Raw genomic sequence first — 15,640 nt, forward strand, 5'->3', positions numbered from 1 at the left:
CAGCCCCGCCCCCAGCCGATTGTTATCGGCGGGGGCGTGGCTGGTTGGCGTTGATGGTGGAGACGCAGCCGCGATCCCGACGCGATTTGTGCGCTTGAATCTCATGAAGACGCGTCGAGTCAGCATTTGCTGCTGAGGGGATAACGCACGCCGGTAACGGCTTAGTCGGTCTTCTTTTTCTTGGACGAGAAGTTGGTGACGGACTTGGCGTCTTCCATCGTGTCGTTGACGAAGGCCATATCCTGGTTTTTGGCTTTCATATGTGTAGTGCCTTTGTAATTGCCCTTGCGGGATTGATTTTCCATGCGGAGTCACCTCCTCCTGACCGTAGTATTGCCGGGAAGCCTGCTGCGCCATTTGGGATGTCAAACGACGGATGCGACTCTATAAATTTTTAGAAGCAGATGTCGAAATTTATGAACTGTTCTTACCTTCCTACTCCTGTAGCATTTAAGTAAAGACAAACAGCAGCGCAGCTTGCAAGTTTGTGTGTATGGAGGGAATGCATGTGGTGAGAACAGAATATCCGCGTCCGCAGTTTCAGCGGGGAGAATGGTTGAACTTAAACGGGCAATGGGAATTTGAATTCGATGACGAGAGAGCGGGCCTGCGCGAACAATGGCAGCATGGCGTCCGCGATTTTTCGAGGAGGATTCTGGTGCCATACGGCTTCGAAAGCAAGCTTAGCGGCATTGGCGATCCGGCGGCGCACGACGTTGTCTGGTACCGGAGAACTTTCCAATTGTCGGATGCTTACCGTAATAAACGCGTTTTGATTCATTTCGGAGCGGTAGATTATACCACAATCGTGTGGGTAAACGGCATTAAGGTTGGTGAGCATGAAGGCGGACACATCTCCTTCTCGTTTGATGTGACGGAAGCGCTCCGGGAAGGCGAGAACAAGCTTGTCGTTCGCGCCGAGGATTATGCCAGAGATCTCGCTGTTCCCAGGGGCAAGCAATACTGGAAGGATCAATCCGAGACGATCTTCTATACCCGGACGACTGGCATCTGGCAGACGGTTTGGCTGGAACCGGTAAGCGATATCCATCTCGAACGGGTTAAGCTGACGCCGGATATCGATGCGAATACTTGTAGCCTGCGCGTATTCATCAGCGGTCTGGAGAATGTCTCGGGCAAGGTGGAGCTTAAAGCAACGGCGAGCTTCAAGGGTACGGTCGAGGCGGAATCTACCTTCGTGATTGGCAAAAGCGTATCGAACCACATGATCAGCTTAAACGACTTCAACTATCATGACAGCCGATGGAATCGCTGGTGGTCTCCGGAGCATCCGCATCTGTACGATCTGCGGCTGGTGCTAGCGGTAGCCGGCAAAGAAGTGGACCGTGTCGACAGCTACTTTGGGATGCGAAAGATCTCCATTGAGAAGGGTAAAGTGTGCTTAAACAACCATCCGTACTATATGAAGCTAGTGCTTGATCAAGGTTACTTCCCGGACGGGCTGCTCACCGCACCATCCGACGGCAGCATTCGTGAGGACGTCGAGCTCACCAAAGCAATGGGCTTTAACGGCGCTCGCAAGCATCAGAAGATCGAGGATCCTCGTTATCTGTACTGGTGCGACAAGCTGGGTCTCCTAGTCTGGGGAGAAGCGGCGAATGCGTATGAGATGCACGAGAATTACGTGCAGCGCTTTACGGCGGAGTGGCAGGCAGCGGTAGAAAGAGATTATAACCATCCTTGCATCGTCGCTTGGGTACCGCTGAACGAAAGCTGGGGCGTGCCGAACATCCTGCATGACGAGCGAGAGCAGCAGCATGCACTTGCGATGTATTATCTGACCAAGTCTCTGGATCCGACGAGAATCGTGATTTCTAATGACGGCTGGGAGCATATGAAGAGCGATCTGCTCACGATCCACGACTACGAATGGCGCGAGGAGAAGCTGAATGAGCGATACGTGGATACGGAAACGGCAATCCATGCAAGACCGGCCGACCGTCAGCTCTATGTAGGCGGCACCGAATACGAGAACGAGCCGATTATCGTCTCGGAGTTCGGCGGCATTTCTTTTAAGAAGAGTCATTGGGAAGGCTGGGGCTACTCCGGCGCCGAGAACGATGAGGATTTTCTCAGCCGGCTCGCTGCCGTTATCCGTCCGATGCTGCAATCGCCGGTCGTGCAAGGCTTCTGCTACACGCAGCTTACGGATGTCGAGCAGGAGATTAACGGCCTGCTGACTTATGACCGCAAGCCGAAGGTTCCGCTGGAGCAGATTAAGCGAATCATGGATGGTTTGTCATGAGATCCCAGTTTCGAAGCGTTAAGCTGCCGCTTATTCTGATGACCGTGCCGTTTTTCGCCTTGGTGCTCCTGTTCAGCTACGTGCCGCTCTTCGGCTGGCTGATGGCGTTTCAGGATTATTTTCCCGGTTCGCCGATTCTGGGCCAAAATTTTGTGGGATTGCGGCATTTCGAGCGGATTTTGGCTGACGAGCAATTTATGCTAGCTTTGCGCAACACGCTGGTGCTTAGCTTCCTGAGTTTAATTACGTCACCGGCGCCGATGCTGCTAGCGCTATTGCTGAATGAAATAAGAAAACTTTGGTTCCGCAAGTTCGTTCAGACGGTATCGTCTTTCCCGAACTTTATTTCTTGGATTATCGTCTACTCCATCTTCTTCTCTTTCTTCTCTATTGACGAGGGAGCGTTCAACCGACTGCTTTTAGACTTGGGATTGATCAGCACGCCTAAGGACGTGCTCGCCGACTCCGGATTCGCTTGGTACTTCCAGACGCTGGTCGGCATGTGGAAGGGTCTGGGCTGGGGTGCCATCATCTACTTGGCCGCCCTGAGCGGAATCGATCAAGAGCTGTATGAGGCTGCGCGTGTTGACGGCGCAAGCCGCTTTCACGAAGCCTTGCATATCTCGTTACCTGGCATGATGCCGACGTTCGTTGTTTTGTTCATCCTGGGTATCGGCAATCTGCTTGCCGGCGGCGGCTTTGAGCAGATGTTCACGTTCATGAACCCCATGGTTATGGATAAGCTCGAGAATCTGGATACGTACACGTATAAGATCGGCTTGCAAGGCCTGAGCTTCTCGTACGCCACGGCCGTCGGGGTCATGAAGTCCATCGTCAGCATTCTGCTGCTGATTGCCGCAAACGCGATCAGCAAGCGCGTAAACGGCCGATCGATTCTATAACGACGAAGAAGCAAGGAGTGAAACAAGATGATGAAGGAGTCGGCGTCCTACCGGGTATTTAGCGCGTTCAACTATATCGCGCTCGGGCTGCTCGCGCTGGTGACCTGCTACCCGTTTTATTTTATTCTGATCTATTCCCTGTCCGATCCGGCGCTGGTCGTGGGGAACCCAAGCTTTCTGCTGCCCCGCGACTTCTCGCTGGTGAACTATATCGAAATTTTCAAGAAAAACGATCTGACCGGACCGGTGACGATCTCGCTCGGCCGAACGGTGTTCGGCACGCTGCTGACCCTGATTGGCTGCGCGATGCTCGCATTCGGCTTGACGAAGAAAGCCACTCCGCTGCGCAAACCGATGTACATTACCGTTGTCATGACGATGTACATCAACGCAGGTCTCATTCCTAACTACATCCTCATGTATGAATTGAATCTGCTGAATACGTTCTGGATTTACATCATTCCTGGAATGATCAACGCATTCTTCCTTGTGCTCATCAAGACGTACTTCGAGCAGCTCCCTCCGGAGCTGGAGGAAGCTGCCATAATGGAAGGAGCCAGCTACTTCACGGTGTTCTGGCGCATCGCCTTGCCGTTGTCCAAACCGATTATGGCGACGATCACCATCTTCGCAGCGGTTGGCCAGTGGAATAACTGGATGGACAACTTGCTCTACAACACGAGGCAAGAGCTTATGACGCTGCAGCTCATGCTGCTCCGCTTCCTGCAGAGCCAATCGTACAGTCTGCGCGACGCGGCATTGCTGCAAGCAGCGCAGGACACGCTGGCTATCACACCAACGTCTCTGCGTATGTCGATAACCGTACTCGTGGTTATTCCGGTATTCCTTGTATACCCGTTTTTGCAGAGATATTTTGTCAAAGGCATTATGATCGGTGCCGTTAAAGGTTGATCTGTTGCGGCGAAAGCCGAATAGATACAGAATAGACTTTATAGGGAGGTTGCAAAGATGAAAAAGTTTTCCTTTATTGCCGCGTCATTAACCATGCTCATGCTCTTCATGGCGGCTTGTTCGAACGGCGGAAACAGCAACACCGGCAACAACGAGCAATCGAGTCCCCCTTCTGCTACAGCAGATTCGGGAGGCGAAGAGAAGCAAGAAACAGTAACGATCAAGGTGTTCCACGCCAATACCGGAACACTCCCTGCCAACGTGTTGGACAATCCGGTTATGGCCAAGATCGAGAAACAGATCGGCGTGAAGCTGGAATTTGTGAATACGGGCGGCAACCAGGACGAAGCGAACCAACGTTTGTCGACGCTGATCGCCACGAACGATCTGCCTGACCTGATCATTACCGGCGACATGAATATCAACAAATTGATGTTGAAAAATGATATGATAGCTCCGCTTGACGAACTGATTGCCCAGCATGGTCCCGATCTGACGGCAAACGTTAAAGAAGGCCTGGATTACAGCAAGCTCATGTATTCCGAAGGAAAAGAAGCTTTATACTTCATTCCCGGCTTGATCGGCGACGAAAGCTTCTATCCGATGGGCTATGACCTGGTCTTCCAGCTTCGCGGCGATCTTCTGGAGCAATCCGGCCTCGGCGAGATTAAGAGCCTCGACGATCTGCTGGCATTCGGCAAGAAGGCGCAGGAGCTTGAACCTGCGAACTCGGAAGGACAGAAAACATACCTCACAGGTATTCCGTTTGCGGATGCAGGAGGCTGGGATTACGTCGACTGGAACACATCGCACAATGACGGCTTTGCAGGTGTTGGCGGCTTCAACTATCTGGACATCGAGAAGAATGAGCTCGTACCAAGATTTACGGACGCAAATAATTCCTTCTGGAAAGCGATGAGCTTCTGGAACAAAGCATATCACGAAGGTTTGCTTGATCCGGAATCCGCTACGATGAAGGCGCAGCAAGTACAAGATAAAGGCAAGGCGCTGCGTTACCACCTCGGTCTTGCGAACTGGCAGATCGGCTGGCCAAACGACGTCATCCGCGGCAGCAAAGACAAAGTGAAAGGCTTTATCCCGACTTTGCTCGACGCGAAGGCGAACAACACGTTCTTCCGCTTCTCGTCACCGGTCGGCAATAACATGCTATGGTCGATCGCCAAAGGTTCTGACAAAAAAGAGGCGGTCTTAAAATTTATGAACTTCGCTGCGAGCTGGGATGGTGTAGAACTGATGTGGAACGGTCCGGAAGGCGATTTGTGGAAAATGGATGGCGGCATACCTAAGCCGTTACCCGTTGATCCGAACGTGCCCTCGGATCCGGACGCAACGAAGAAAATCGGCAATGCGTACATGGCTCCGAACTTCGTAATCAACGGAAAGCCGGCTAACCCTGACAAGGGCTGGAAGGTCAAATACGGTGACAACGCTCCCGAGCGCTACGCCGATAACATGACGGAACCGGAAAAGAAGTTCATCGAGACCAACTCGCTTGATTATCCGACACAAATTTTCGAGACGCGCGAAAACTACTCCGTCAACACGTCCCTCATCGATCCAGTCAAGCCGGATCCGAACAGCGACATCGCGCTGCAAGAGCAGAAAATCAAGACATATCTCGACATGAACATCGCCAGAGTCATTTTCTCAAAGGATAATGCGGCGTACGAAGCAGCAAAGCAGAAGTTCATCGACGAGCTTAACGGCATGGGCATCGAACAAGTCATGAATTTCTACAAGGAAGGCTTCGATGCGAACAAGCAGAAGCTGAGCGAGCTTCAATAATAGAATGGCAAAGAGGGGGGAAATCTTCCCCTCTTTGCCTATTTATCCGAAGCGGGAGTGAAACTTGAGCATGAAATGGAAAAATTTATCCTTGCGCACCAAACTGATCATCGTCTACTTCTTCTCGGTTTTCATCCCGCTGCTGCTCATCGCGCAGGTCATTCTTAATGTCTCGGAGAACCAGATCATCCGCCAGACGACGGAACTTACCCAGGAGGCGGCGGAGCAGATGGGTAATAATGTGCAGGATCTCCTGCAGCAGTACGCGGATCTTGCGACGCGCTACAGCATGGACGAGACACTCCATTATTATTTGAACCCGTTGAACGACTATAGCGAAATGCTCGACAGCATTGACGCATACCAATATTATTTGAAGCCGATCACGAACGACTTCGGCCTTCAGAACGTGGCTACGAGCCTGAACATTTATTTCGTCAATGAAACGCTTCTGCCGGGACTCGGTATCTATGAGCGAATCGACGACAAAGTGCAGGCTATGCCAGAATATGCGCGCGCTGTTGATGCCGGATCGGGCATCGTATGGGGCAAGACGGGACATGATCTGTACGTGAGCAAGTCGATACGCAATCTCAATGGCAATTTGTTCGGGGTCGTCACGATCCGCTTTGAAGAGGAGCGGCTCTATTCCCTCATGAAGGAGAGCGATCCGCGGGAGCGGCGCACATCCATTTTGGACGAAACGGGAAGAGTCGTTTCCTCGAATGAACGTTCGTTGATTGATCAACTGTTGTTTGGTCCTCAGGAACAGGAGGGGCTAGGCGAAGAGGAAGTCTTCAAAATTATTACGACGACGATTGACGGAAAAACGCTGCCGGATTGGCGCATCGTGACAGAAGCGCCTATAGACAGCCTGCTGCGTGAAGCTAAGCAAGTGCGCACGACCAGCCTTATTGTAACGGGGCTGACGCTGCTGTTTTCCTGCTGCCTGATTATCTTATTTCTGGGCCGAATCATGGATCGAATCCGCAAGCTGCTGCGCACGATGACTCAAGTGAAACAAGGGAAGTTCGTCACGGTGGAGGATAAAGGCGACGCGGACGAAATCGGACAACTGACCAAAAACTTCAATCAGATGGTCGAGGGACTTGAGCGCTCCATCGAGGAGAATTATGTAATACGGCTGTCGCTACAGGATACTCAGATCAAGAAGCGCGATGCTGAACTGTACGCACTTCACAGCCAGATTAACCCGCATTTTCTTTTCAATACTTTGGAATCGATTCGTATGAAGCTGATTACGGCTTCCACGCCAGATCAAAATCGCGAGGCGGCGGGCATGGTTCGGAATCTCTCGAAAATTTTGCGAAAATCGCTGAACTGGCATAACGACGTCATTCAACTACAAGAGGAGATGGACTTCGTCCAAAGCTATATCGATATTCAGAAGGCCCGGTTCCATGACAAAATCACTGAGGAACTGGACATCGACGAATCGCTCCTCTCCTTGGAGGTACCGAAGCTGATTGTTCAGCCGATTGTCGAGAACGCAATCAAGCACGGCATCGAGAACAAGAAGGGCAAAGGCGTTATCTCTATCAGTGTGAGGGAGGAAGGCGAAGCGGTGCGTATCCGCATACGCGACGACGGTGTAGGCATCGAGGCGGCTAAGCTGGATCGGATCCGCCAGTCACTTGCTCAAACAGGGAAGAACCTCAAGGAAGGACGCGCCATCGGCCTGCAGAACGTTAATGACCGGATCGAACTGCATTATGGGCAAGGTTACGGCCTCACCGTGGACAGCGCGGTAGGCGCAGGCACGACGATAACGCTGCACATTCCGAGATATCACGAGCAGACGGAGGGGAAACCGCATGTTTAGAGTGATCATTGCGGACGATGAATACGATATTCGGCAAGGACTGAAGCAAGTGATCGATTGGTACGGGGAAGGCTTCGTCATCGTCGGGGAAGCTGAGGATGGTGACGAGGCGATGGAACTGTACAAGAAGGAAAGGCCGAATTTGCTCATTACCGATATTAAGATGCCGGGTATGAACGGCCTGCAGCTATCCCGCGCCGTGAAGGAACTGGACGAGGGCGCTAACATCATTATATTGAGCGGGTATGACGACTTCGTTTACGCGAAGGAAGCGATTCAGTATGGCGTTAGCAGCTACTTGCTCAAGCCTGTTGACGAAGACGAGCTTCGAACTGTTTTGGCGAGCGTCCGACGTTCGCTCGAGGAAGAATGGTCGAACGATTACCTGACTCGCAAGAGGGAGAAATGGGTCCATGATTATTTCTTCCAAAAGTTGATCCGTGGAGAGTCGATTCAGAAGGAAGTGGCGGAGACGATGCGCTGGCAGGCGGTGCTTGAGCGCCATTATTTCCGCGTGCTCCTGATCGAGTTGTCCGGTTATGGCGATATGCTGCTGGAATTGCGGGAGAGCGATATTCATTTGATTCGGTTCGCCGTGCGCAACATCCTCGAAGAGATCGTAAGGACGTCCGGTAACGGGTTTGTGTTCGAGGAGTGCGAGCAAAGGTTTGGTATTCTTCTCGTCGGTGAGGACAGGGAACTGTCGATCGATTCGATCGACCCGGTGCTGCAGCAAATCGTAGACTTCACTAAGGACTATGCAAAGCAGAAAGTGATGGTGGGGGTGGGCGTAGCGGTCGGGCATGCGTCGTCGATCGTCCGCTCCTACGAACAGGCGAAGTCCGCGCTCGGCAAGGCGTTTTTCGATTCGCAAGCGAAAATTTTCACCGTTGAAGAGGCGGCAGGCGGCGTTCCAGCCTGGTCGCTCGATTGGCATGCGGATATGTTGAAGAAGGAGGTTTTTGGCGCTAATCGTGCGGGATGGAAGCGCGAGCTGCGGGCGCTATTCCATGAGCTTGAGAAGCGGTCCGCGCCTCTTAGCACTGTCCGGAACGCGATCGTATACGCGATTATGCAGCTCTCGCGCCTTGTGATCGAACAAGAAGGCGACTGGAAGCAGTTGTATGCAGACCGCTATGGCGAAACCGACTGGATCGCGGAGATGAAGAGCCAGGAGAAAGCTGAGGAGGAGCTTACTCAGCTATGCGAGAGCATATCGGAGTTTCTTCGAAAGACGCGGGAGACGCCGCCGGATTCGGAGATCGGCGGCGTAGTGGCGTACATTCGAAGTCATTATTGGGAAGATATCAATTTGAAAAAGATTGCTGGCATGTTTTATATTACCTCGGGCTATCTTGGCCAGTTGTTTAAGAAGGAAACAGGCAAGTACTTCAACGATTTCATTAACGAAATTCGAGTCGAGGCAGCGAAACAGCTGCTGAGAGACCCGCGCTGGTCAATCGCGGACATTGCCGAGAAGGTTGGGTATAAGAATACGAATCACTTGTATTTACATTTCAAAAACTACGCCGGAATCAGTCCGGGCGATTATAGGAAGCAGCTATAGTGGAACTGCGCAAAGAAGAGTCACGACCTTAGGCGGCAATGCGGCGACCGAAAGCGATGTGACTCTTTTATTTGTCCGAAATCAGGAAGGGAGATCTGTATGATTCTAATGAGTATCAAATCGGGCTCGTATATGCTTGGCGTCGTGCCGGTGACGACAGGCGGCTATGCTGTGGAGCTTCATCATGAGGAGGACGGCCGCAGTGAGACGATTTTCAAGCAAGATCAGCCCGTATCCATTTGGCTTAAAACCGCCAACGGCGAGGCGCTGCTCGTCTCCGCGTCATATAGGGACAGCGCGTTGGAACGAAACAAGCTGCTACTTGCCGGAGAAGCACGCAGCGACGGAGGAACGGTCATCCGCGTGGAAGACGTATACGAGGCGGGACAGGTAGAGAGTGAAGGCGTCTTTCAGTTGTCGCGGAAAGTAACGGTTGTAGAAACGGGGAGAGACGCGGAAGGATTCACGTCGCAATTCGGAATGGAGCCGATACTAGGCGGGAGTTTAAACGACTACGAAATGTTTGCGCCCGGCGTCTGGTACCGGGGCAGCGAAAATCTCGTGGAGACAGCAATCGCCAGCAATTATTCGCGTTCTGATGTCCATATGCGCGAGATGCGGCTGGCGCTGCCGTTCCTGCTGATGAGGAATTCGCATACGGGTTATTCGCTGTCGGTCGGGCGAGTCAACGCATCGTCGTCATCGGACGCGGATGAGACCAGCCCTGACTGGCTGGTGGACGAAACGATGCATTACGGAAGTTTCGGCATAAGCACAGGCGTTTCGCCGAGTCTACAATTCCGGTATCCCGGATGGGAAGGAGATATCAACTATATCGACCGCAGCGTGCCATGGATTCGCAGAAGCCATCCGGTCCGGTCGGGGCTGTCGCATGGCTATCGGTTGCTGCTTCGACTGGAGTGTAAGTCGAAGCATTATGCGGAAGCGATGAGGGGCGCATGGCGCTTTTTCTACGAGGCAGCTAGACCTGAGATCAAACGTCTGGATCTGTCGACCGTATACCGCAATGCCGTCAATCTGCTGGACCAATACTGCCAAGACTACAATGGCGTGTTGGGCTTGCCGTTCAAGGCGCAACTGCCGACAGGGGAAGTGACCGGTCATGCGATGGTCATGGGCTTCGTCGGACAGCAGCTCCCAGCGGCTTATCAGATGATCCGTCACGGGTATTTGCGCGACGAGCCTTCTTTAGTCCGTAAGGGCATCGACATCGTCGACTTCTGGGTGCAGCGTTCCTTGACGAAGGCCGGTGTGCCGAAAACCTGGTATGAGCCGTTCTTCGAAGGAACGGGCAACTTCACGAACGGAACCCTTGATCTTCGCACAATGTCGGACGGGATGGAGGGAGCTCTGGACGCCTACCTTCTAATGAAACGGCATGGCGCAGAGCGCGAGGATTGGCTGTGTTACATCGCCCGTTTCGGCGATTGGCTGGCGGCGAATCAGAACGAGGACGGCTCCTATTGCCGGCTGTACGGTTTGAAGGGGGAGCCCGTCCATCCCGGGAAACACAACACGACGAATCCGGTCAGGTTCCTGCTCCGCCTGCATGAAGTAACCGGTCTGCCGGCGTATCGGGACGCGGCGCTGAGAGCGGGAAACTATGCGTACGAGCAAGTATACGAGAGGTTCCATTACGTTGGCGGTACGTCGGATAACGATAACACAATCGACAAGGAAGCGGGGACGATGGCGATGAACGCGTTCCTGGCGCTGTACGAGCATACCGGCAAAGAGAAATGGTTGAAGGCGTTTCAGGGGGCGGCGGATTTTACGGAAACTTGGATGTTCGCATGGGATTACGGCTTGAGGCATGGCGGCACGCGCTGGGAAGCAAGAGACAGCTCTCTGCCGCAGTGGATCATGGTGGATATGGAAAAAGCGGAGGTTATTCAAGAGGTGCAGATCCGGTTCTATCCGGACAACTCTATGTATGAAATACCGAATGGAGACATCGATGGACCGCTTGCATTGGTTAACTTTCGTCCCTTATGCCGAGGCGCGGTATGTGCGCGTGACGATAACGGCCATGAACGGAGGGGCTGATGCGCGGGCCAGCATATGGTCGCTTGACTTGCTGGGCGCGGACAGAAAAAACTTCGGTTTAGGAAAGCCGGTTTCCGCTTCCTCTTGGCGCAATGAGATATTCCGAGCGGACAAAGCCATGGATGGTCGAGGTCCGGATTACCGTTCGCCTGTAGCCGAAGGGCTGATCGGGCGGAGCATAGTCGCGACCGGCCATACGTACGCGGATATGTACATGGCCTACAAGTCCTCCCAATATTACAGGCTGTATCTATTCACGGGCGATGCCCACTACCTGCATGTTGCTCTGCTGCTGCAGCATAACGTGAACCGGCTGACGGATTGGGACGGAACCAAAGGTTATTCGCATCCCGGCCTGATCGAGGAAGGAGCGGGCGTCGCGGAATTCGTCTACCGTCCGATCGATGTTTGGCTGACATGGTGCACAGTTGCTCAGCTTGAACCGCTCTCAGAGCTCGAGGACCGATTCGGAACTTATTCTATCGACCGGATTGAAGAGCTTCCTTTGCAGCAGAGAATAGATCAAAATCGATTTCGAAATTTTTAGAACTATATTTCATAGTATTTGCATAGTTAGCGACGATGATCTCCTCTATTCTTCTTAGTAGAAGTTATTCTTCAATTTAGGAGGTGCCAAATTTATGGAAGCGGTAACATCATCTACGAAGAAATGGATTTCGTTAGCCTTAATCGTCGCGATGCTTCTTGCGGCAATCGGTATCGGGCCCATGTCCGCCGTGTCGGCTGACGAGGAGCCGCAGTTCGATTTGCAGCTCGGCAAGACGGTCACAGCTTCGACTACGCAGAATGAAGAGAATAACCCATCTAAGGCGATAGATGGACTAGCGGCTACCCGCTGGGCTGCTGACGGCAGTACGAAACCGCAATGGATCCAGGTTGATCTTGGGCAAGTCTATCCGATTACTTCGGTTCTGACTTCTTACGAGTTCAATAATTCGTATTACCAGCATCTAATTGAAGTGTCCATGGACGGTGAAAATTGGGAAACGTTTGCGGATCGTACCGAGATGACCGAGCTCCCCGGGCCGAAGGGATATTTGGACGAAGTGGACGAGCCTGCCAACGGCCAGTATATCCGCCTTACGGTTGTAGATACGCAGCATGCACCGATGTGGGTGAGCATACGGGAGCTGCGAGTAAATCCACAACTTGGCCTCGTTGCAACGGCCTCTTCGGAGCAAGGCGGCGGCGAAAATGGAGCTATGAAAGCGATCGACGGCGATTTGTCGACCCGCTGGGCTGCGGACGGCGACTCCAAGCCGCAATGGCTGATGGTCGATCTGGCCGAGGCGACGAGAGTGAGAACGATCCAGACGTCGTTCGAATTCAGCGACAGTTATATTCAATATCAAATCGAGACGTCAAACGATAAGACCAACTGGAAGGTGTTTGCGGATAGAAGCGCTAACACCGAACCTCCCGGCATAAGCGGCTATGTGGACAAAGGCGACTCGCTTGCGCGTTACGTCCGGATTACGGTAACGGCAACGCAGGCAGCGGGAGCTTGGGTGAGCATCCGCGAGTTCCAGATTAATCCGACGCTCCCCGAACGTCAGACGCTGCCCGACGATATGTACAATGTAGCCGAAGGCAAGACGGCAACGTCATCCAGCTCCTTCGAAGGCAACGCGCCTTCGCTTGCGTTGGATGGCAGTATCGGAGAAACGCGATGGTCTGCGGCCAACAACGATGGACCGCATTGGCTGGAAGTCGACTTGGGCCGCGAATATTTTATCGGGGGCACCAGAGCTTTCCCCGAATTCCGGGACGCGGTGTATCCTTATAAGATTGAAACGTCCACGGACGGAGAAACCTGGGAACTATTCGCCAATCGTTCCAATAATCAATCGGCCGCGCCGAGCGGTTACGAGGACTTTGGTACGGCGATCGCAAGATATGTGAAAATTACGATAGAAGGAGGCATGTGGAAGAGCTTGTGGGAGTTTGAGGTGTTCGGCACCGGTAATTTGGCCGCAGGCAGACCCATTGCCGCCTCCTCGCAGCAGGACGAAGCGCATTCGCCAGCAAAAGCGGTGGACGGAGACCGCTTCACAAGCAGATGGGCCGCCGACGGCAGCAGCAAGCCTCAGTGGCTGGAAATCGACCTGGGCGAGCACAAGAACATCGCCCGGGTGGAAACCTATTTCGAAAGCCTGGATTCCTATTACCAATATAAGATCGAGGTATCGCAGGATCGGGAGACTTGGGTCTCATTCGTCGACCGTACCGCTAATACGATAGTCGGCAACCCGGGTTATACGGACCTGGGATCGGCAGCAGGGCGATATGTCCGCTTGACGATTACGGACACCGAGACGCCTCCGATGTGGGCAAGCGTCAAGGAGCTTCGGGTATACGGGCCCAAAGCCGCGGTATCCTACGAGCCCGGCATGAAGCTGGCGTCGGGCAGCTACGAGCTTCGTGCCGAGAAGCTTGCGGAAGGCCGCTTCGGCATCGGCGTATACAAAAACGGTACAAAAGTGTACGTACAAGACAAGCCGCAGAAGCTTCTGATCAAGGATGAGCAGGACCGTCAGCTGAGCTATGAGGCATCCTATCGGACCGTTCAACTTACGAATGGAAAGCTCGTACTGACTGGCAGCGTCGAAACGGCATCAGGAAGCGTCGTTGCTTTCAACGACAACTATTCTGCCGTCAATAATAATGGTGAATTTAAGCTGCAGCGCGAGGTTTCCTTCGACAAGGCAAGCGCGCTGGACGTTGGCTACAATACCGAATTCAGTCTGGAGCCGCAATCAGCCGAAAATATGGAGCAATACGAGATGCTGGCGCCAGGCAACTGGTACAAGAAAAATGATAACGTCGTGGCGGGAGCGATCGGCAGCGATTACTCGGATGAATATTTCTATATTCGCGAGATGCGTCTTGCTCTTCTCTTTTTCATGATGAGAAGTAGCGTTACCGGAGAGACCGTCTCCATTGGACGTCCGAACGCCGCACCGGCTTCAGATGTAATGGAAGCAACGGAAGAATGGCTGGTAGACGATTCCTTCGCTTACGGAAGTCTCGGCGTCCACAAGGAAGCACAGCCGACGCTGGACTTTGTATATCCGGGTCTGGAAGGCGAGATCAGCTACATTAACCGTAACGGTCGCATGGTCCGCCGCAGCCATAAAGTCGCGGACGATGCGGGACACAGCTACGAGCTCACGCTTCGGTTCGGCAACGAGGCGGATTATGAGCAAGCAGTCGGCAAGGAATGGCGGAGCTATCTGTCGCTCGCGAATCCGGGATTGAAACCGGTCGATCTGGATGATCTATATCAGAACGCCATCGATCTGTTGGATTTCTATTCCAAAGAGTACAACGGCGTAATGGGCTTGCCGTTCAAGGCGGATTTGCCAAGCGGAGAAATTAGCGGCAACGCGATGGTAATGGGCTTCGTCGGCCAGCAGCTTCCGGCAGCCTATCAGATGATTCGTTATGGTATTCTTTATGATGATTCGGAGCTAGTCGATAAAGGAAAGCAGATGGTGCAGTTCTGGGCAGAGCATTCAATGACGCCTTCCGGTCTTCCGAAAACGTGGTACGAGCCTTACTTCGAAGGCACGGGCGTGTTTACGAACCAAGAAGTCGATCTAAGGACGATGTCCGACGGCATGGAAGGCGCCATCGACGCGTATACGTTCTTGAAGGAACATGGAGAAGACGTAACGTCCTGGCTGAATTATGCGACAAACTTCGGCGATTGGCTCGTTGATAACCAGAATGAGGACGGATCCTACTACCGAATTTACAAGCTGGACGGTACGCCTTCCCATACGGGCAAATTCAATTCGACGAATCCGATCCGTTTCCTGCTGAAGCTCCATGAAGCAACGGGCGACGATCGTTACATGGATGCGGCCATGCAGGCGGGAGAGTTCGCTTACGATTATATTTACCGAAGCTATCAATACGTCGGCGGCACGTCGGACAACAATAATACGATCGACAAAGAAGCTGGCGCGATGGCGATGAACGCGTTCTTGGCGCTGTACGATGCAACCAAGCAAGAACGCTGGGTGGATGCTCTACAGGGCGCAGCGGATTATACCGCTACGTGGACCTTCGGTTGGACGTACCATACGCCGGCAGGTGGAACGAGATGGGCGGCTAACGGCGACGCGAAGCCGCAATATTTGCAGGTCGATCTGGGTGAGGCAACACCGATTGCCAGCGTAAGAACCTATATGGAATATCCGAAGATGGCGTATCAATACAAGATTGAAATCTCGAATGACGGCAGCAGCTGG

General features: G+C 53.0%; 10 protein-coding genes. 9 read left to right on the plus strand and 1 reads right to left on the minus strand.

Annotated elements, in window-relative coordinates:
• Positions 1-161: 161 nt before the first annotated feature.
• Complete coding sequence (locus PAT3040_RS37305) at positions 162-305, minus strand: hypothetical protein (protein WP_181376766.1); 144 nt, start codon at positions 303-305, stop codon at positions 162-164.
• Between the two features lie 197 nt (positions 306-502).
• Here PAT3040_RS37305 and PAT3040_RS21755 point away from each other — a divergent pair, with 197 nt between their 5' ends.
• The 9 genes from PAT3040_RS21755 to PAT3040_RS21795 all read left to right on the plus strand — a co-directional run.
• Positions 503-2,266 (plus strand): glycoside hydrolase family 2 protein, encoded by a 1,764-nt coding sequence (locus PAT3040_RS21755; protein ID WP_108994366.1) that lies wholly within the window; start codon positions 503-505, stop codon positions 2,264-2,266.
• Positions 2,263-3,168, plus strand: a complete 906-nt coding sequence (locus PAT3040_RS21760) for an ABC transporter permease (RefSeq protein ID WP_108994367.1) — start codon at positions 2,263-2,265, stop codon at positions 3,166-3,168. Before PAT3040_RS21755 ends, PAT3040_RS21760 begins: the two co-directional genes overlap by 4 nt.
• Before the next feature lie 27 nt (positions 3,169-3,195).
• Positions 3,196-4,080 (plus strand): carbohydrate ABC transporter permease, encoded by an 885-nt coding sequence (locus PAT3040_RS21765; protein ID WP_108994368.1) that lies wholly within the window; start codon positions 3,196-3,198, stop codon positions 4,078-4,080.
• 57 nt (positions 4,081-4,137) lie between these two features.
• A complete protein-coding gene (locus PAT3040_RS21770) occupies positions 4,138-5,886 on the plus strand; it encodes a type 2 periplasmic-binding domain-containing protein (RefSeq protein WP_108994369.1) in 1,749 nt (582 codons plus the stop codon).
• Between the two features lie 70 nt (positions 5,887-5,956).
• Positions 5,957-7,729, plus strand: coding sequence for a cache domain-containing sensor histidine kinase (locus PAT3040_RS21775; RefSeq protein WP_108994370.1), 1,773 nt, complete (start codon positions 5,957-5,959; stop codon positions 7,727-7,729).
• Complete coding sequence (locus tag PAT3040_RS21780; protein ID WP_108994371.1) at positions 7,722-9,296, plus strand: response regulator transcription factor; 1,575 nt, start codon at positions 7,722-7,724, stop codon at positions 9,294-9,296. Before PAT3040_RS21775 ends, PAT3040_RS21780 begins: the two co-directional genes overlap by 8 nt.
• Positions 9,297-9,395: 99 nt before the next feature.
• Positions 9,396-11,363 (plus strand): glycoside hydrolase family protein, encoded by a 1,968-nt coding sequence (locus PAT3040_RS21785; RefSeq protein ID WP_108994372.1) that lies wholly within the window; start codon positions 9,396-9,398, stop codon positions 11,361-11,363.
• Entirely contained in the window at positions 11,332-11,910 is a 579-nt protein-coding gene (locus PAT3040_RS21790; RefSeq protein ID WP_181376767.1) for a hypothetical protein, read from the plus strand. Before PAT3040_RS21785 ends, PAT3040_RS21790 begins: the two co-directional genes overlap by 32 nt.
• 94 nt (positions 11,911-12,004) lie before the next feature.
• The coding region (locus PAT3040_RS21795) for a discoidin domain-containing protein (protein ID WP_108994374.1) at positions 12,005-15,640 on the plus strand (3,636 nt) is incomplete at its 3' end.

The organism is Paenibacillus agaridevorans (assembly GCF_003112455.1).
GTDB classification, from domain to species: domain Bacteria; phylum Bacillota; class Bacilli; order Paenibacillales; family Paenibacillaceae; genus Pristimantibacillus; species Pristimantibacillus agaridevorans.